The sequence below is a fragment of the Sphingomonas sp. Tas61C01 genome (assembly GCF_052567495.1).
The window spans coordinates 3481470-3499796 of the sequence record NZ_CP199583.1 but is presented as its reverse complement, the minus strand read 5'-3'; the positions used below and the strand labels follow the sequence as shown (position 1 = coordinate 3499796).

Genomic DNA, 18327 nt, shown 5'->3' with positions numbered 1-18327 from the left:
GAAGGCGCAGAGCTGTACCCTCGCGCGCCCTTTTCGCCACCAGCGTCGAGGTCCTCCGCCCAGCCGTCCGTTCGGATGTCGCGTGCGGTATTCGGCCGTCGCGACCGTTTAGGCCAAGACCGCCGGATTCAACCGGCTGGCCGGAAATAACGTCTAGGAAACACCTCTTCTATGGCTACCCAAGCCCTTCCCACCCGTGATGATTTCGCTGCGATGCTCGACGAGATGTTCGGCGGCGCCGACAGCTTCGAAGGCCGCGTCGTCCATGGCACCGTCACCGCCATCGAGAACGATCTCGCCGTCATCGACGTCGGCCTGAAGTCCGAAGGCCGCGTGCCGCTGCGCGAATTCGCCGCACCGGGTCAGAAGGCCGAGCTGAAGGTCGGCGACGAGGTCGAGGTCTATGTCGATCGCGTCGAGAACATGCACGGCGAAGCGATGCTGTCGCGCGACCGCGCCCGCCGCGAAGCCGCCTGGGACAAGCTGGAAACCGAATTCGCCAAGACCGCACGTGTCGAAGGCGTGATCTTCGGCCGCGTGAAGGGCGGCTTCACCGTCGATCTGAGCGGCGCCGTGGCGTTCCTGCCCGGCTCGCAGGTCGACATTCGCCCGGTCCGCGACGTCACCCCGCTGATGGATATCCCGCAGCCGTTCCAGATCCTGAAGATGGATCGCAAGCGCGGCAACATCGTGGTGTCGCGTCGCGCGGTCCTGGAAGAGACCCGCGCCGAGCAGCGTTCGGGCCTGATCCAGTCGCTCCACGAGGACCAGATCATCGACGGCGTCGTCAAGAACATCACCGACTACGGTGCGTTCGTCGACCTTGGCGGCATCGACGGTCTGCTCCACGTTACGGATCTGAGCTACAAGCGCGTCAATCACCCGTCCGAGATGATCAACATCGGCGACACGGTGAAGGTGCAGATTATCCGCATCAACAAGGACACCCAGCGGATCTCGCTGGGCATGAAGCAGCTCGAGAGCGATCCGTGGGACGGCGCGTCGACCAAGTATCCGGTCGGTGCCAAGCTGTCGGGCCGCGTCACCAACATCACCGAATACGGTGCGTTCGTCGAACTGGAAGCGGGCATCGAGGGCTTGGTCCATGTCAGCGAGATGAGTTGGACCAAGAAGAACGTCCATCCGGGCAAGATCGTGTCGACTTCGCAGGAAGTCGATGTCGTGGTGCTCGAGGTCGATCAGGAAAAGCGCCGCATCTCGCTCGGCCTCAAGCAGGCGCAGGCGAACCCGTGGGATGCCTTCCTCGCGGCACACCCGGTCGGCTCGACCGTCGAAGGCGAAGTCAAGAACGCGACCGAATTCGGCCTGTTCATCGGCCTCGACAACGACGTCGACGGCATGGTCCACATGTCCGACATCGCCTGGGGCGTGTCGGGTGAGGACGCGCTCAACCTCCACCGCAAGGGCGAGACCGTCCAGGCCGTGGTGCTCGACATCGACGCCGAGAAGGAGCGCATCTCGCTCGGCATGAAGCAGCTCGAGCGTGGCGGCCCAGCGGCCGGCGGCACGGCGGCGGCAGGCGATCGCCTCAACAAGAACGCGACCGTCACGGTCACCGTTCTCGAGGTTCGCGACGCGGGTCTCGAAGTGCAGCAGGGCGACGATGGCGCGACGGGCTTCATCAAGCGCACCGATCTCGGCCGCGACCGCGACGAGCAGCGGCCGGAGCGCTTCCAGGTCGGGCAGAAGTTCGACGCGATGGTCACCGGCTTCGATCGGTCGAAGAAGCCAACCTTCTCGATCAAGGCGATGCAGATCGCCGAAGAGAAGCAGGCGGTCGCGCAGTACGGGTCGTCCGATTCAGGCGCCACGCTCGGCAACATCCTCGGCGAGGCGCTGAAGGCGCGCACCGAGGCCGACAAGAAGTAATCGATTGGGGGCCGGTGCGGGATAGGCTCGCATCGGCCCTTTGGTTGCGCTAGGCCGACGATGTCGGTTCGATCCTATCCGCCACGGGGGGTGGCGCGTACGATCTTCACGTCAACAACCGGCGGGGGCCTTCCGATGATTCGTTCTGAGCTGATCCAGAAACTGGCGAGCGAACATCCCGATCTTGCAGCGCAAGACATCGAAGCCATCGTCACCACTTTCTTCGACGAGATCACGCGGCGGCTCGCGGCCAACGGCCGGGTCGAACTACGCGGCTTCGGCGCCTTCTCGACCCGCGCCCGCGACGCCCGCACCGGCCGCAACCCGCGCACCGGCGAGATCGTCGATGTCGACGCCAAGCGCGTCCCCTATTTCAAGCCCGGCAAGGAAATGCGCGCGCGCCTCAACGTGTGACGATGGTTGCCGCCCTAGCCGATCGTTTCGACAACGCGGCTTGACCTGCCCTACCCGCTCGTCTTCGTAGCGCGGGTGTGCGGACGTGGCGAAACCGGTAGACGCAGCGGACTTAAAATCTGCTTCCCCTGGAGTGCGGGTTCGAGTCCCGCCGTCCGCACCATCGCGTTCGCGGCACTTGCCGGCCTGAGCCTCGCCAGCTGCAACCGCCGCCCCGATTCGGGGCCTGTGATCGTCAGCGCGATCGGCGAGCCCCCCGCCCTGATCGATCCTGCGCGCGAGGTCGCGGGCACGCCCTCGCGGCTGCTGGCGGACGCGACCGCGGAGGGGCTCGTCCGCTACGACGCCGGCGGGCAGATCGAGGCGGGCCTGGCCGAGCGCTGGATCGTGATCGACAATGGCGCCAGCTACATCTTCAGGCTGCGCGAGGCGCAGTGGGCGGACGGCAAGCCGGTCACCGCGGCGCAGGTCGTCGACATTCTCGAGCGCCAGATCGCGTCGCGATCGGACAACCCGCTCCGCCCGTTCTTGAGCGCGGTCGACGAGATCGTGGAAATGACCCCGCAGGTGATCGAGATCCGCCTGAAGCGGCCCCGTCCCGACCTGCTCAAGCTATTCGCGCAACCCGAACTCGCCCTGTTCCGCCACCGCGCGAACAGCGGCGGCGGGCCGATGCGGATCGCGGTGGCCGGGCGCAGCCCACTCCTCCGCCCCGCCTTCGATCCCAACCGTGCCGATCCCGAGGACCGCCGCGAGACTCCGCCCGAAGAGGATGTCCGGCTGATCGGCGAGCGGGCGTCGCGTGCCATCATGCGCTTCGCCATACGCGACTCGGATCTGGTAGCGGGGGGCAGCTTCGTCGATTGGCCGCTGCTCGCCTACGCCACCATCGCCCCCGCCAACATCCGGGTCGATCCTGCCGCAGGCATCTTCGGGCTGGCCATCGAAGCGCGGGCTGGCTTCCTTGCCGATCCCGCCAACCGCGCCGCGCTGAATGGTGCGATCGACCGGGCCGCGATCACCCACGCAGTGCGCGGGGACTGGGACCCGACCGATCGCCTGCTGCCGGAAGCGCTCGACTCCGCCGAACCGCCGATCGTCCCGCCCTGGACGCTGCTGCCCTACGAGGACCGTCTCGCCGCCGCGCGGACCCGGGTCGCACGCTGGTCTGCCGGCCCGGTGACGTTGCGGGTCGCAATGCCGGTCGGCCCCGGCGCGACGCTTGTATGGGGGCAGATCGCGCGGTCGTTGATCAGGATGGGGATCGCACCGGTACGCGTCGATGCCGATGCTGCGGCCGACCTGCGCCTGGTCGATAGGGTCGCCCCCTATGATAGCGCGCGCTGGTATCTCGCTACCGCCTGCGCGCCGTGCGGCGAGGAGGCCCAGGGGCTGGTCGACTCGGCGCGCGATGCGCCGACGCTCGGCGAGCGCGCCCGCCTGATCGCTGCGGCGGACCGCGCCGTCGCCGACGATGGCGCCTTCATTCCAATCGCGCGTCCGCTCCGCTGGTCGCTAGTCGCGGGGCGACTGCGGCAGTGGCGACCGAACGTCCGCGCGTGGCACCCGTTGAACCGGCTGCGCGACGACACCAAGTGACTCGCATGAACCACGACGCTACCCGCCCCTTCCCGGGCACCGCATCGCTCCCCATCGGCCGCGACGCCGCCTCGGTCCGCAAGCGCGTCGAGGCGGTCGAGGCACTGATGGAGCGGATGTTCGTCATCCCCGGCATCAACCGTCCGGTCGGGCTCGACGCGCTGCTTGGCTTGGTCCCGGTCGTCGGAGACATCGCCGCGGCGGGGATCGGCACCTGGATCGTCTGGGAGGCACGCAACATCGGCATGTCGCGCTATCAGCTCGCGCGAATGATGGGCAATGTCGGTTTCGATGCGTTGCTCGGCATGGTGCCGCTGGTCGGCGACGCCGCGGATTTCTTCTTCCGGTCGAACACCCGCAATCTGAAACGGATTAAGCGCCACCTCGATCGCCACCACCCAGACACGGTGACGATCGACCGATGACCGCGGTCAACGCGCGCCGCCGCGCCAGATCTTGATCGCGGAACCCGGATCCACCCCGCCCGCATGCGGGGCGCAGCGCGCATAGCGAAGGCGCTTGTCGAGACACAGCCAGATCTCGTCCAGCCACCCCTGACGGTCGGCGGTGATCCGCATCATGTCCGCCCCGATCCCCGGATTGGCGCGCGCCAACGCTGCCGCGAGGCGCCCAGCCGTCAGCGGCGCCCGCGACAGCGCGTCCATGTCGGGAAAGCGCAGCGCGTCGTACAGCCCCCGCGACCGCGCGAAATACTGCGCGGGACGCCCTGTCATGCAGGTGCCGTGCTTCGCCCATTCATGCTGGAGCAGCTGCGCCGACGGCGTCGTGCACAGCATGCCGCGGATCACCGGCGCAGGCAGCAGCGCAGTGCGGCGGCAATATTGCGGCCACTCCTTGCCGATCCCGTCGGGCCACAGCCCATGCAGCGTAAAGCCGAAGCGATTGCCCGCCCCGCATTGAAACCGCGCAGAGGTATCGCGCGCATGCTCCCGGCAATATTGCGGACTCCAGCTGATCGCGAGCGTATAGCCGCCGATCGGCAGGTTCCGCTGCGGCTCGCGCGCGGAGGCGAGATCCGGCCGCACCCGAACCGGCGCGCTTCCGACAGCGCATTGCATTGCCTGCGCGTCGGCAAGGGAGGGTGCGGTCAGCGTCCCCATCGCGAGACCGATCGAACAAAGCGTGCGTTGCATGCGGTCACTCCTGCGGCTGGAGCGCGACGCTACCGTCAAGCCGGCGCGAAATCGAGACCGATGTCGGCCGCGGGTGCCGACTGAGTCAGGCGTCCGACCGACACATAGGTCACGCCGGTCTCGGCGATCGCGCGGATCGTGTCGAGCCGTACTCCGCCCGACGCTTCGGTCGGCACCCGTCCGCCGATGAATGCCACCGCGTCGCGCAGCGTCGGCGGGTCCATGTTGTCGAGCAGCAGATGCGTTGCCCCTGCCGCGAGCGCGGGCTCGATCTGGTCGACGCGATCGACCTCGACGATGATGCGCGCGATCCCGGCCTCGCGGGCGCGACGCACCGCCTCGCCGATGTCACCCGCAACCGCGACGTGGTTGTCCTTGATCATCGCCGCATCCCACAGCCCCATCCGGTGGTTCTGCGCGCCGCCCATCCTAGTCGCGTATTTCTCGATGACGCGCAGGCCGGGGATCGTCTTGCGGGTGTCGAGCAGTGTCGCGCCGGTGCCGAGGATCCGATCGACATAGCCGCGCGTCATCGTGGCGATGCCCGACAGATGCTGCACTGTGTTGAGCGCGGACCGTTCCGCGGTCAGCATCGCCCGCGCCGCGCCTTCGATCCGCATCAGATCGGTGCCGGCGGCTACCGCAGTGCCGTCCTCGACCAGACGATCGATGCGGACATCGGGATCGAGCGCGCGGAAGAACGCCTCCGCGATCGGCAAGCCGGCGACCACGATCGGATCGCGCGCATCCATCACCCCGGTGAACCGCGCCGCCGCCGGGATCACCGCCGCCGAGGTGATGTCCCCGGCCTCGCCCAAATCCTCCGCCAGCGTCGCGGCGACGAACGCGGCAAGATCGAAATGCTCAAGCAAGAAAACCATCGACACGCTCCGCTCGGCCCGCCGCATCGTCTATGATGCAGTTACAAGTCGCCCGTAGCGCGTCGCCGCGCGTCGCGGTAGGAAGCACTCGCATCGGCGCGACAGGCGCCACAGGAACGGGGTCGTGCATGACGGATCGCAGCATGATTGATCTGGCGGCGCTGGAAGGTTTGCTGTCGCAGGCGCTGGATCTGGCCGACCGGCTCGACCTGACGATGGTCGCGATCCACATCGATGAAGCCCGCGCCCTATTGGCGCCCGTGCGGGAAGAGGCGGCTTAAGGCCACCATGATCCTGCGCGCACAGGAGCACGGGGCTACAGTCATGCCTGATCAGCTTCCGTCGCAACCGACTCAATCGCCCGTAACCACCCCGGGCCGTGGGCCGAGATCGCCCTGCCCGACCGTCGCCGATGCCATCGCCAGCATCGCATCGAGGCTCTTCTTCGCCTTCAACCGCAGCCCTTCCTCGATCTCGATCCTAGGGGTCAGGTCGCGCAGCGCGAGGTAGAGTTTCTCCAGCGTGTTCATCGCCATGTACGGGCAGATGTTGCAGTTGCAGTTGCCGTCCGCACCCGGCGCGCCGATGAAATGCTTGTCGGGCAGCGCCTTTTCCATCTGATGGATGATGTGCGGTTCGGTCGCGACGATCAGCGTGTCGCCAGGCATCGCCATCGCATATTCCAAAATACCGCGCGTCGACCCGATATAGTCGGCATGGTCGAGGATCACCGGCGGGCATTCGGGATGCGCCACCACCGGCGCGCCAGGGTGCTGCGCCTTCAGCTTCATCAGCTCGGTTTCGCTGAACGCCTCGTGGACGATGCACACCCCCGGCCACACCAGCATCTCGCGTCCGGTCTTGCGCGACAGATAGCCGCCGAGATTACGGTCCGGGCCGAAGATGATCTTCTGGTCAGCGGGCAGCTGCGCCAGGATTTTTTCCGCCGACGAACTCGTGACGATCACGTCGGACAGCGCCTTCACCGCCGCGGAGCAGTTGATGTAGGTCAGCGCGATGTGATCGGGATGTGCCGCCCGGAATGCCGCGAACTCGTCGGGCTGGCAGCTGTCCTCCAGGCTGCACCCGGCGTCCATATCGGGGAGGATCACGATCTTCTCGGGCGACAGGATCTTCGCGGTCTCGGCCATGAAGCGCACCCCGCAGAACGCGATCACGTCCGCATCGGTCGCCTGCGCCTTGCGACTGAGATCGAGACTGTCGCCGACGAAGTCCGCCAGGTCCTGGATCTCGGGCTTTTGGTAATAATGCGCGAGGATGACCGCGTTGCGTTCCTTGCGGAGGCGATCGATCTCGGCGCGCAGGTCGACGCCGGCGAGGTTGGTCACTGGTTTCATGTGCACCAGATGGCCCGCGCGGTTTGCGCGATCAAGCGCCGCGGTTAATCGGCCGCGACATCGGGGTAGATTTCGTCCAGCGAGCGCGACACGTCCCACTGCTCCGCGGTGAGCGATGCGGGACGCTCCTCGCCCGGCATGCGGATCACGACGCGCACGCCGTCCTGCCCGGCGGCCGCGAGCGGCGCCTCGATCAGCCGCGCCACCGCCGCCCGTGCCGCGTCCTGCGCCTTGGCGATGTTCTCGGGCTTGGCGGCTTCGCGGGCGGCGACCGCATCGAGCCGCCTGACCACGATCTGCTGTAACTTCTGCCCTGCGCGGCGGCTGATCCACACCCCGCTCTGGTCGGTCTCGGCGCGGGTCATGTCGATCGACGGCTTGCCGACCGCCACCGCGGGGATGCGCACCGTCATGATCCGGTCGCGTTGGTTCCAGCGATAATCGGACTTGTCGATCCGCCGCAGGTCGATCGTGTAGACCGCGGAGAAGGGCGCGCGCGTCGTCTGCCGCGATTCGAACAGTCCTGGCACCACCGATTGCGCCGACGCCCGGCCGTTCAGTGTCGCGACCTGCAGCTTCGCGGTCCGTTCGAACACGCTGTCGAGCACCCGCGCCGACGCCAGTCCCGCCTCGGTCTCGGCGGTCGAGGCGCGGCGATCGGCCCGCCACACGAACAGCGCACCGACGATCGCGACGATCGCCAGCCCGAGGAGGATCAGTCTGCGATCGACCACCGCTCGCCCTCCTCCAGCACCAGCCCGCGCCCGCGCAAATCGTAGAGGTGCGCGAGCACGGATCGCTCGGCCGCCGCCACCAGCCGCGGATCGAGCCCGACATACATCCGTGCGATCATCGCCGGGATGTCGCACGGTGCCTCGCGCAGCAGCCGCAGGATCTGCCCCTCGCGCTGCTTGCGATGCCCGAGCAGCCCGCGCACCAGCCGCTGCGGGTTTTCGACCGCCTCGCCGTGCCCGGGATAATAGATCCGGTCCTTGCGCGGGATCAGCTTGGCGAGGCTCGCCATATAGGCGGTCATGTCGCCGTCGGGCGGCGAGACCACCGTCGTCGACCAGCCCATCACGTGATCGCCCGAAAACAGCGCCGACGTCTCGCGCAGCGCGAAGGCGAGGTGGTTGGAGGTGTGACCCGGCGTCGCCAGCGCCTCCAGCGTCCATCCCGCGCCCGTCACCGTATCGCCCTCGGCGAGCACCCGGTCCGGCGCATAATCGGCATCGAACGACGCATCCGCACGCGGCCCGGCGTCGCTCGGCGCGAATGGCGCCGCGCCGACGATCGGGGCGCCGGTAATCGCCTTCAGCGGCGCCGCGGCGGGACTGTGATCGCGGTGATGGTGAGTGATCAGGATCGCGGTGACCGGACGACCGTCGATCGCCCGCACCAGCGCGGCGAGGTGATCGGGGTCGTCGGGCCCCGGATCGATTATCGCGAGATCGACGGCGCCGACGAGATGGGTCTGCGTGCCGCTGCCGGTGTAGGGCGATGGATTGGGGGCGAGGACGCGGACCACGAGCGGCTCGAGCTGGATCGCTATGCCGGTCGGATGCTCAGCCATCCGGGCCTAGTGACGGTTCGCACGCCGGGGTGCAAGGCCTGCCGCCCGCCTTAGTCGGGCTCCGCCATGTCCGCTTCGACCTCGACGATACCGCGGTCGATCCCCGCCAGCGCCTCGGCGCGTTCGGCGTCCGCCATCGCACGGGTCCCTTCGACCTGGACGCGCGCCGTGCGCAGCCCCGCCAGCGCACCCTCACGGGCGTGCCGCGCGATCTCCTTGCCGTTCGCGGCCATCGCTGCGCCCTCCGCAGCCACCCGAGCGATGCGGTTGGTGCAGACGATCGTCACCTCCCTGTGGCCATCGTGGCGGTGCAGCACGATCTCGCGATCGGCGCCGTCTTTGCCCGCATCGCAGTTGCGCTCACGAACGTCGGGGATCTCGTCCAAATCGATCCGGTCCTCGATCCGCTTGCCGTCGCGGATGACGACGACATGCTTGCGGATCGTCCGGCCGTCGCGGACGATCGTGGTGCTGACGTTATGGCCGCGGGCAACCGGCAGCGGGGGGGCGGGCGGAGCGGGCGGTGCGGGCGGCGCGACCGGATGCAGGTCGAGCCCGGTCACCGTCTCGACCCGGCTGGTGATCGCGGTGGCCGCACTGGTGCCCGAGGCGGTCAGCCCGAGGCCCGCCACCACGACCGACGACACGATCAGGCTGCCGACCGCCAATTGCCGGCCCGACGCACGCTTTTGCTTGAGCATCCTCAATCTCCCTTTCAGATCGTCGATGGTATGAAGGTGGCACGCGGCCGATACCGCGCCGCCATGCGCGGCCTTGATGATCGCGCAGGCATAGGCGTGGCGCTCGAGCGCCGATCGCCCGGCGAGCACCCGCGCGTCGTTCGCGAGTTCCTGATCGGCGCGGAAGGCGCGAAAGGCGCGCCACGCCAGCGGGTTGAACCAGTGCAGCGCGAGCACGCCGAGTGCCGCCCAGTTCGCGATCAGGTCCCCGCGCTGATGGTGGCCGATCTCGTGCGCCAGCGCGAGTGCGCGCTCCTCCGGCTCGTAGCGTTCGTCGAAGTCGCGCGGGAAGGCGACGTAGCGGCGCACCACCCCGAAGGCGAGCGGCCCCGCGGCATCGTCGCTGGCGATCACCCGCACCCCGGCCAGCCGGTCGATCACCTCGGACGATCGCAGCATCCGCCGGCAGTAATGCGTATGGCGGACGAGGTGCCACAGCAGGAACGCGCCCGCGCCGGCCGCCCAGAGCAGCGCGAGCATCGGCCCGAACGCCAGGTCGGACGCGGCGGCGACCGGTGCGGCGGCAGTGGCCGCGCCCGGATCGACCATCAGCACCGTGATCGTCTCGCTCGCCCGCGTGATCGGCGTGACCGCCACCTCGCGCCACGACGCGGGCAGCGGCGGCAGCATCAGCCGCAGCAACGGCAATGCCCAGAGCGCATAAGCGACCTGCGGCCCGAACCCGCGCCGCACCGGCACCCTGACGAGCAGCACCAACGCCATCAGCAACGCCGACGCGACGATCGCCTCGACGATCCAGCCGACCGACACCGCGGTCACTGCTTCAGATCCTTCAGGATTGCCTCGATCTCGGCGATGTCCTGCGCGGTGAGCTGGTCGCGCTCGGCAAGGTGCGCCACCAGCGGGGTCAGCTTGCCGCCGAACAGCCGATCGATCAGACGCCGCGATTCGCCCGAGACATAATCCTCGCGCGCAACCGCCGGCCGATAAAGGTAGCGGCGCCCCTCCGCCTCATGGACGATCGCGGACTTGGCGAGCAGCCGCCCGAGCAGCGTCTTGACGGTATTGGCGCTCCAGCCGCGCGAGGGATCGACCCGCTCGGACACGTCCTGTGCGGTGAGCGGGCTCTCGTCCCACAGCACCTCCATCACCGCATGCTCGGCATCGCTGATACGTTCGACCACGACTCGCTCCCTGCTGACTACAACCGTAGTCGCATTGACTACGGTTGTAGTCAAGAGCGGCCGATCAGCTCAATTACCGCCGTGCTCCTGCGAACGCAGGAGCCCAGAGCCACAGCCGATGCACGTCGTAATCCTGCGCTCCTGCGTTCGCAGGAGCACGGGCAGCGCTAAACTAGTCCGCCGTATCGTCCGCCACGGTCTCGTCAGACACGGCCACCGCTTCGTCACCCGCAGCGGGCCGCTCGAACCAGGCCTCGACCTCGCCGGACAGCTTCAGCGTCAGCGCATTGCCCTTGCGATCGACCTTCTTGCCGAGCGCCACCCGGATCCAGCTCTCCGAAATGCAGTATTCCTCGACGTCGCGACGCTCGACGCCCTTGAAGCGGATGCCGATCCCGCGCTCGAGCAGCGGCTGGTCGAAATAGGGGCTCGACGGATTGATCGAGAGGCGGTCGGGGGGCGTGTCGGTCATCGCCGCGCCCTAGCCGCTACCCGCCCGGCCGCGCCACAAAAAAGCGGCGCGGGAAGATCGCTCCTCCCGCGCCGCGCCCACGTGACCTCGTCGCGTCCGTCAGTTGCAGACCCGCACCCGGACCGGCCGGCCGTAATAGGGATCCCATTGCCGCTGGGTCCAGCAACGCGGGCGATAGTCGTAACCATCCCCATAGCCATAGCCATTCCCGTAGCCGCGATCGTAATAGGCGCGCGGCGGCGGTGCATAGCCGTAGCCGCCCCGATCGTAATAGCCGCGATCATAACCGCCACGATCATAGTAACGGTCGCGATTGCTGCTCGCGATCGCCGCGCCGACGCCGAGCCCGACGATCCCGCCGAGCAGAGCCCCGGCCGCAGCATTGCCGCCACCGCGATGATAGTGCCGCCCGCCGCGCCACCGTTGCGCATCCGCCGGTGCGGCTGCGGTAATGGCCGTCGCCGCGAGCGCAATCCCGAGGCCCGCCTTCTTGATCAATCCAGTCATCATCGAACCTCCAGTTACAGATACGCCCGGTTCAGTCACAACCACCGCAATGCAAACGCATCGGTTGCGAGCGTGTTGCATGCTTTGCCCGAGTCGGGCTGAACGGGCGAGGAATGGCCCGTTAAGCAGAGGTTTAGGTGATGATGACGGTTCGCTGACTGTTCGATCCGGGATGGTGATGCAGCTGGCTTCAACCTCATCCTCCCCTGCAGGGGGAGGTGGCTGGCGCCAGCCAGACGGAGGGGTGACGCGCTATCCGGTCGGGTGATCACCCCTCCGTCAGTCCTGCGGACTGCCACCTCCCCTTGCAGGGGAGGATCGGTTCAGCTCACGGTTGGGTGATCTTCCCCGGACGGAAAAGACCAGATCACGCCGCCTGCTTGGCGCGGCTGGCGCGCTTGCGCTCGTTGGGATCGAGGTAGCGCTTGCGCAGCCGGATCGACTTCGGCGTCACCTCGACCATCTCGTCGTCGTCGATATACGCGATCGCCTGTTCCAGCGTCGCCTTTTTCGGCGGCGTCAGCCGGATCGCGTCGTCCTTGCCCCCGCTCGCGCGGAAGTTGGTCAGCTGCTTCGCCTTCATCGGATTGACCTCGAGGTCGTCCGGCTTGGCGTTCTCACCGACGATCATCCCCTCGTACAGCACCTCGCCGTGACCGACGAACAGGATCCCGCGCTCTTCCAGCGGGCCGAGCGCGTAGCTGTTCGCCTCGCCCGAACCGTTGGAGATCAGCACACCGTTCTTGCGGCCTTCGATCTTGCCCTTGTGCGGCCCGTACTTCTCGAACAGCCGGTTCATGATGCCGGTGCCGCGGGTGTCCGACAGGAACTCGCCGTGGTAGCCGATCATCCCGCGCGACGGCGCCGAGAAGGTGATGCGGGTCTTGCCGCCGCCCGACGGGCGCATGTCGGTCAGCTCGGCCTTGCGGATCGCCATCTTCTCGACGACCGTGCCCGAGTATTCGTCGTCGACGTCGATGATCACGGTCTCGTACGGCTCGGTCTTGTTGCCCTGCTCGTCCTCGCCGAACAGCACGCGCGGGCGGCTGATGCCGAGCTCGAAGCCCTCGCGGCGCATCGTCTCGATCAGCACGCCGAGCTGCAACTCGCCGCGGCCCGCGACTTCGTAGCTGTCGCGGTCGGCCGCCTCGGTCACCTTGATCGCGACGTTCGATTCGGCTTCGCGGAACAGGCGATCACGGATCATCCGCGACGTCACCTTGCTGCCCTCGCGCCCCGCCATCGGCGAATCGTTCACCGCGAAACGCATCGACAGCGTCGGCGGATCGATCGGCTGCGCGTGGAGCGGTTCGGTCACGCTCGGATCGCAGATCGTGTTCGACACCGTGGTGGTGGCGAGGCCCGCGATCGAGATGATGTCGCCCGCATTCGCCTCATCGACCGGCACGCGCTCCAGCCCGCGGAACGACATGATCTTGGACGCACGGCCGGTTTCGACGACCTTGCCGTCATTGTCGAGCGCGTGGATCGGCATGTTGGTCTTCACCGAACCCGAGAACACCAGGCCGGTCAGGATGCGGCCGAGGAAATTGTCGCGATCGAGCAGCGTCACCAGGAACTTGAACGGACCGTCCGGATCGGCGCTCGGCGGCGGCACATGGTCGATGATGGTTTCGAACATCGGCGTCAGCGTGCCTTCGCGCGCGTCCATGTCGGTGCTGGCATAGCCGTTGCGGCCCGATGCGTAGAGCACCGGGAAGTCGAGCTGTTCGTCGCTCGCTTCCAGGCTGACGAACAGGTCGAACACCTCGTCGAGCACTTCCTGGATGCGCGCGTCGCTGCGATCGACCTTGTTGACGACGACGATCGGACGCAGCCCGAGCGCCAGCGCCTTGCCGGTCACGAACTTGGTCTGCGGCATCGCGCCCTCGGCCGAATCGACCAGCAGGATGACGCCGTCGACCATCGACAGGATGCGCTCCACCTCGCCGCCGAAATCGGCGTGGCCAGGTGTGTCGACGATGTTGATCCGGGTGTCGCCGTCCTTGCCGTGCCACTCGACCGAGGTGCACTTGGCGAGAATCGTGATCCCGCGCTCCTTTTCCAGGTCGTTCGAATCCATCGCGCGCTCTTCGACGCGCTGGTTGTCGCGGAAGGTGCCGGACTGGCGGAACAGCTGGTCGACGAGGGTCGTCTTACCGTGATCGACGTGGGCGATGATCGCCACGTTGCGGAGGCTCATGTTATTTCCCGAAAGCGCTGGAGAGCGGATTGGCGGCGCCCATAGCGCAAATGGTGCGTTGCGGGAAGCCTTGCGAGCACGCAAGCGCGTGTTACATACGTAACACGGTTGATCGGGACGGCGGAAGCGCCGATGGTCGGCCGCGAGGACTGCGAGGGAGCTACCGATGGCGACGACTGCCGAGACGATCACCGCCGAAAAGGACCTGGTCCTCACCCCACCCGATCCGGTGCCCGTGGTGACCGCGGCGAGGGCATCGGGGCTGGTGCCGGTCGACGATACCAAGAAATCGGAGCTGGAGGCGCGGGTCGACAGCTTCGTCAGCCAGCTGGTCGAACAGGACGTCAACTCGCCCGAATTCGGCAAGCGCGTCGATGCGATCACCGCGATGGGGCAGAAGGAGATCCGCGATGCCGCGGGCCAGTCCAACCGCTTCCTCGATCGCCCGGTTAAGGCGATGGATCAGGAGACCGGCGTCGGCAAGGATCTCGCCCAGTTGCGCCGCGTCGTCGAGGATCTCGATCCCGGCAAGCGCGGCAACCTCACTGCGCCCCAGAAGCTGTTTGGGATCATCCCGTTCGGCAACAAGATGCGCAACTATTTCGACACCTACAAATCGTCGCAGACCCATATCAGCGCGATCCTGAAGAGCCTCGCCGGCGGCAAGGACGAGCTGCTGATGGACAACGCCGCGATCGACACCGAGCGCGCCAATCTGTGGACCGCGATGGGGCGGCTCGAACAGATGATCCATCTGTCGAAGACGATGGACGCCAAGCTCGAGGACAAGGCGAACGAACTCGACGCGACCGATCCCGCGAAGGCGAAGGCGATCCGCGAGACCGCGCTGTTCTACACCCGCCAGCGCACCCAGGACCTGCTGACCCAGATGGCAGTGACGGTGCAGGGCTATCTCGCGCTCGATCTGGTCAAGAAGAACAATGTCGAGCTGGTGAAGGGTGTCGATCGCGCCTCCACCACCACCGTGTCGGCGCTGCGCACCGCGGTGACCGTGGCGCAGGCGCTGACCAACCAGAAGCTGGTGCTCGAACAGATCACCCAGCTCAACACCACGACCGCCAACATCATCGATTCGACCGGCAAGCTGCTGAAGAGCAACACCGCGCAGATCCACGAACAGGCCGCCGCCGCGACGATCCCGCTGGAGACGCTGCAGCGCGCGTTCCAGAACATCTACGATACGATGGACGCGATCGACAGCTTCAAGCTGAAGGCGCTCGATTCGATGAAGACCACGGTCACCGCGCTCGGCAGCGAGGTCGAGAAATCGAAAGGCTATATCGCTCGTGCCGAGGGCGCGACGCAGAACGCCATCAAGGGGCCTAGCGACCAATACCGGCTGGAATCGCTGTGAGCCGTAGTCGATGAGCGACGTCGACGACGCCATCGCCGCGGCCCGCGCCTCCTGGGGCCGGATCGCCGACACCCGCGGCGATCCCGGCGTGTCGCGCGCGCGCCGCCGCACCACGCAGGCGATCGGCAAGCGGCTGACCCGCATCGCGGTCGCAGACGCCGCGATCCTGGTCGGCGCGGTGGTGGTCGGGATGATCGTGCCGCTCGGCATCATGGGCGCGCTGCTGGTAATGGGACTGCTGGTCGCCGCGACGATCCTGTTCGCGGTCTGGCCGTCCGAGGGCCGCCCCCCGCCCCCTGAAAAGCTGCGCACCGTCGACATCAAGGCACTGCCCGCGCAGACCGAGCGCTGGCTCGGCGCTCAGCGCCCCGCGCTCCCCGCTCCTGCCCGCACCTTGGTGGACCAGATCGGCGTGCGATTGGAAACGCTGTCGCCGCAGCTCGGCCGGCTCGACGACGGCACGGAGGACGCGCACGAGGTCCGCCGTCTGATCGGCGAACAGCTGCCCGCCTTCGTCAACGACTATGCGCGCGTCCCCGACACCCTCCGCCGCGTCGAACGCAACGGCAAGACCCCCGACGCCGAACTGGTCGACGGACTGAAACTGATCGAACGCGAGATCGCCGAAATGACCGCGCGGCTGGCCCAGGGGGATCTGGACAGCCTCTCGACGCGCGGGCGCTTCCTGGAAATGAAGTACCGCGACGGGGAAGAGGCGTCTTCCTGAAGTAGATGTGCCGTCAAGCCGTGTGTACTTGCGAAGGCGGGGACCCAGTACTGGGCTCTCGCCTTCGCGGGAGCACAATAGGCGCGGGCGCTACTGCCTAAGCTACCCCACCAACGCCCGAGCCCGCTCGCTTAGCCGAGCCACCGCCGCCGCATGGATCGCGGGCGCGCTCACCAGCACGCCGAACGCCTGCGGATCCGGCTTGTTGAACGCCAGCCGCCCACCGAGCGCGTCGCTCACTCCCGCGCCGGCTTCGCCAGCGATCAGGACCGCGGCCGCGATGTCCCATTCGGATCCCCAGCGCAACGTCGCCACCAGATCGGCTTCGTCGGCGGCGACCATCGCGATCCGCAGCGCGATCGAGTTGGGCTTGTGCACCGCGACCAGATCGCGATCAGCCTTGGGTAAAGCATCGGTCGGCACCCGCGCGCCCGGCAGCGTGTCGCGCGCGCCTGCCTGCAGCCGCACACCATTGCGCCACGCACCCTCGCCCGCGATCCCCGTCCATGATTCGCGGCGTGCAGGCGCATCGAGCACCGCGATCGTCGGCGCGCCGCCCTCGACCAGCGCGATCGACACCGACCAGCCTTCGCGTCCCCGGATGTAATCGCGGGTGCCGTCGATCGGATCGACCACCCAGATCCGCTCGCACGCCAGCCGCGCGGGGTTGTCCGCGGTCTCCTCGGACAGCCAGCCGGCGTCGGGCAACAGCCCCGCCAATCGGGCGCGGAGCATGCGGTCGACATCGAGATCGACCTCGCACACTGGGCTGCCGGGCTCCTTCTCCCAGCGGCGGAAGTCGGTCCGCCACCGTGCCAGCGCCATCTGCCCCGCCTCGGCGGCAACCGCAGCGACCGCGGCGGCGAGCCGCGCGCGCTCAGCCACCCGCCACCGTCATCCCGTCGATCCGGCAGGTCGGCACGTTGGTGCCGAAGCGGAATTCGAGATCGTTGGCGGGCGTCAGGCCGAGGAACATGTCCTTCAGATTGCCCGCGATCGTGAACTCCGCGACCGGGCCCGCGATTTCGCCGCCTTGGATCCGGAATCCCGCCGCCCCGCGGCTATAGTCGCCGGTGACTCCGTTGACCCCCTGCCCGATCAGCTCGGTGATATAGACCCCGTTGGCGATGTCGGCGATCAGCGTCGATGCCGGCACCGCGCCGGGTTCGAGGTACATGTTGCTGGTCGACACGCCCGGCGACCCGCCGACCCCACGCGCTGCGTGTCCGGTCGGCTCCAGCCCCAGCTGTCGCGCCGATGCGGAATCGAGCAGCCATGCCTCCAGCATTCCGTCCTCGATGATCGCGCGCGGCGATACCGGCAGCCCCTCGCCGTCGAACGGCCGCGAGCGCAGCCCGTGCGGGCGGTGCGGATCGTCGCGGATCGTGATGCCCGGCGCGAACACCCGGCTGCCGAGCGCCTCGAGCAGGAAGCTCGTCCGCCGCGTGATCGCCTGGCCCGATATCGCGCCGGCGAGATGCCCGAGCAGCGACGCGCCGACCCGCGGATCGAACACCACCGGCATCGCGCCGCTCTCCAGCCGACCGGGATCGACCCGCGCCACCGCACGCTCGCCCGCACGCCGCCCGACCGTCTCCGCGCTTTCGAGATGCTGACGACGCCGCGCGCTATGATGCGCATAGTCGCGGACCATCCCGGCCCCGGCGCTACCCGCCAGCACGCTCGCCGACACGCTGTGCCCGGTCGCGGCATAGGCGCCCGCGAAGCCGTGGCTGGTCGCGAGCGCCCAGACGCTGCGCGACGACCCAGCCCCGCCGCCCTCGCTGTTGCTGACGCCGGGCACCGATCGTGCCGCCTCTTCCGCAGCGGTCGCCACCTCGCGCAGTTCGGGGGGCGACACCTCTGCGCCGTCGTCCAGATCGAGCAGCGGCGGCGCGCCGTGCATCAGCCGTTCCTTGGGCGCCAGACCCGACCAGCGATCCTCGGGCGCCTCGCGCGCCATCGCCACCGCGCGCTCGACCAGCCCGGCCATTGCCTCGCTCGACAAGTCGGAGGTCGACACGCTCGCCGATCGCTGGCCGACGAACACCCGCAGCCCGAGCTCCTCGCTCTCCGACCGGCCGACATCCTCGAGCTGCCCCAGCCGCACCGAGACCTCGAGCGACGCATCGGCGGCGAACACCGCATCGGCGGCGTCCGCCCCGGCGGCGATGGCGCGCTGGACGATATCGGCGGCGCGATCGCGCGCTAGATCGGGGGTAAGCATCGCGCGGACTTAGGAGTGGCAGTCGACCCGCGCAACCGAGGCGGGTTGCCAGGACACATTCA

Annotated in this window: 19 protein-coding genes and 1 tRNA gene; 8 read left to right on the top strand and 12 right to left on the bottom strand. The window is 67.9% G+C overall.

Features of this window, described 5'->3' with window-relative positions:
- Positions 1-171 precede the first annotated feature (171 nt).
- From rpsA to ACT009_RS16340, 5 genes are all read left to right on the top strand, one after another.
- Entirely contained in the window at positions 172-1890 is a 1719-nt protein-coding gene (rpsA, locus tag ACT009_RS16360) for a 30S ribosomal protein S1 (RefSeq protein ID WP_375420815.1), read from the top strand.
- A 135-nt stretch (positions 1891-2025) separates the two neighbouring features.
- A complete protein-coding gene (ihfB, locus tag ACT009_RS16355; RefSeq protein WP_375420816.1) occupies positions 2026-2304 on the top strand; it encodes an integration host factor subunit beta in 279 nt (92 codons plus the stop codon).
- A gap of 79 nt (positions 2305-2383) precedes the next feature.
- Positions 2384-2467 (top strand) — tRNA-Leu (locus tag ACT009_RS16350).
- 65 nt (positions 2468-2532) lie between these two features.
- Complete coding sequence (locus ACT009_RS16345) at positions 2533-3903, top strand: ABC transporter substrate-binding protein (RefSeq protein WP_445192111.1); 1371 nt, start codon at positions 2533-2535, stop codon at positions 3901-3903.
- 5 nt (positions 3904-3908) lie between these two features.
- Positions 3909-4328, top strand: coding sequence for a DUF4112 domain-containing protein (locus tag ACT009_RS16340; RefSeq protein WP_445192110.1), 420 nt, complete (start codon positions 3909-3911; stop codon positions 4326-4328).
- Positions 4329-4334: 6 nt separating this feature from the next.
- On the opposite strand, the gene ACT009_RS16335 is transcribed toward ACT009_RS16340, so the two are convergent.
- Both ACT009_RS16335 and nadC read right to left on the bottom strand, forming a co-directional pair.
- Positions 4335-5057 (bottom strand): ribonuclease T2 family protein, encoded by a 723-nt coding sequence (locus ACT009_RS16335; RefSeq protein WP_445192109.1) that lies wholly within the window; start codon positions 5055-5057, stop codon positions 4335-4337.
- 35 nt (positions 5058-5092) lie between these two features.
- Entirely contained in the window at positions 5093-5938 is an 846-nt protein-coding gene (gene nadC / locus ACT009_RS16330) for a carboxylating nicotinate-nucleotide diphosphorylase (protein WP_445192108.1), read from the bottom strand.
- 143 nt (positions 5939-6081) lie between these two features.
- On the opposite strand from nadC, the gene ACT009_RS16325 reads away from it, so the two are divergent.
- Entirely contained in the window at positions 6082-6219 is a 138-nt protein-coding gene (locus tag ACT009_RS16325; protein ID WP_445192107.1) for a hypothetical protein, read from the top strand.
- Positions 6220-6291: 72 nt separating this feature from the next.
- On the opposite strand, the gene nadA is transcribed toward ACT009_RS16325, so the two are convergent.
- From nadA to typA, 8 genes are all read right to left on the bottom strand, one after another.
- Complete coding sequence (nadA, locus tag ACT009_RS16320) at positions 6292-7296, bottom strand: quinolinate synthase NadA (RefSeq protein ID WP_445192106.1); 1005 nt, start codon at positions 7294-7296, stop codon at positions 6292-6294.
- 44 nt (positions 7297-7340) lie between these two features.
- Entirely contained in the window at positions 7341-8030 is a 690-nt protein-coding gene (locus ACT009_RS16315) for a DUF4230 domain-containing protein (RefSeq protein WP_445192105.1), read from the bottom strand.
- The gene (locus ACT009_RS16310) at positions 8012-8869 is read right to left on the bottom strand and encodes an MBL fold metallo-hydrolase (RefSeq protein WP_445192104.1); all 858 of its coding nucleotides are present in this window, start codon (positions 8867-8869) and stop codon (positions 8012-8014) included. The genes ACT009_RS16315 and ACT009_RS16310 overlap by 19 nt, the downstream gene beginning before the upstream one ends.
- A gap of 50 nt (positions 8870-8919) precedes the next feature.
- Positions 8920-10389, bottom strand: coding sequence for a M56 family metallopeptidase (locus ACT009_RS16305; RefSeq protein WP_445192103.1), 1470 nt, complete (start codon positions 10387-10389; stop codon positions 8920-8922).
- Positions 10386-10754, bottom strand: coding sequence for a BlaI/MecI/CopY family transcriptional regulator (locus tag ACT009_RS16300; RefSeq protein WP_445192102.1), 369 nt, complete (start codon positions 10752-10754; stop codon positions 10386-10388). Before ACT009_RS16300 ends, ACT009_RS16305 begins: the two co-directional genes overlap by 4 nt.
- Before the next feature lie 172 nt (positions 10755-10926).
- Positions 10927-11226, bottom strand: coding sequence for a DUF3297 family protein (locus ACT009_RS16295; protein WP_445192101.1), 300 nt, complete (start codon positions 11224-11226; stop codon positions 10927-10929).
- 99 nt (positions 11227-11325) lie between these two features.
- Complete coding sequence (locus ACT009_RS16290) at positions 11326-11736, bottom strand: hypothetical protein (RefSeq protein ID WP_445192100.1); 411 nt, start codon at positions 11734-11736, stop codon at positions 11326-11328.
- A gap of 364 nt (positions 11737-12100) precedes the next feature.
- Positions 12101-13936, bottom strand: coding sequence for a translational GTPase TypA (gene typA / locus ACT009_RS16285; protein WP_445192099.1), 1836 nt, complete (start codon positions 13934-13936; stop codon positions 12101-12103).
- Positions 13937-14102: 166 nt separating this feature from the next.
- On the opposite strand from typA, the gene ACT009_RS16280 reads away from it, so the two are divergent.
- Positions 14103-15311 carry a toxic anion resistance protein gene (locus tag ACT009_RS16280; protein ID WP_445192098.1) on the top strand — a complete coding sequence of 403 codons (1209 nt, stop codon included), beginning with the start codon at positions 14103-14105 and terminating at the stop codon, positions 15309-15311.
- Between the two features lie 10 nt (positions 15312-15321).
- A complete protein-coding gene (locus ACT009_RS16275) occupies positions 15322-16038 on the top strand; it encodes a hypothetical protein (protein WP_445192097.1) in 717 nt (238 codons plus the stop codon).
- 102 nt (positions 16039-16140) lie between these two features.
- On the opposite strand, the gene ACT009_RS16270 is transcribed toward ACT009_RS16275, so the two are convergent.
- Positions 16141-16923 carry a 3'(2'),5'-bisphosphate nucleotidase CysQ gene (locus ACT009_RS16270; protein ID WP_445192096.1) on the bottom strand — a complete coding sequence of 261 codons (783 nt, stop codon included), beginning with the start codon at positions 16921-16923 and terminating at the stop codon, positions 16141-16143.
- Positions 16916-18265, bottom strand: a complete 1350-nt coding sequence (locus ACT009_RS16265; protein WP_445192095.1) for a TldD/PmbA family protein — start codon at positions 18263-18265, stop codon at positions 16916-16918. Before ACT009_RS16265 ends, ACT009_RS16270 begins: the two co-directional genes overlap by 8 nt.
- Positions 18266-18327: the final 62 nt, after the last annotated feature.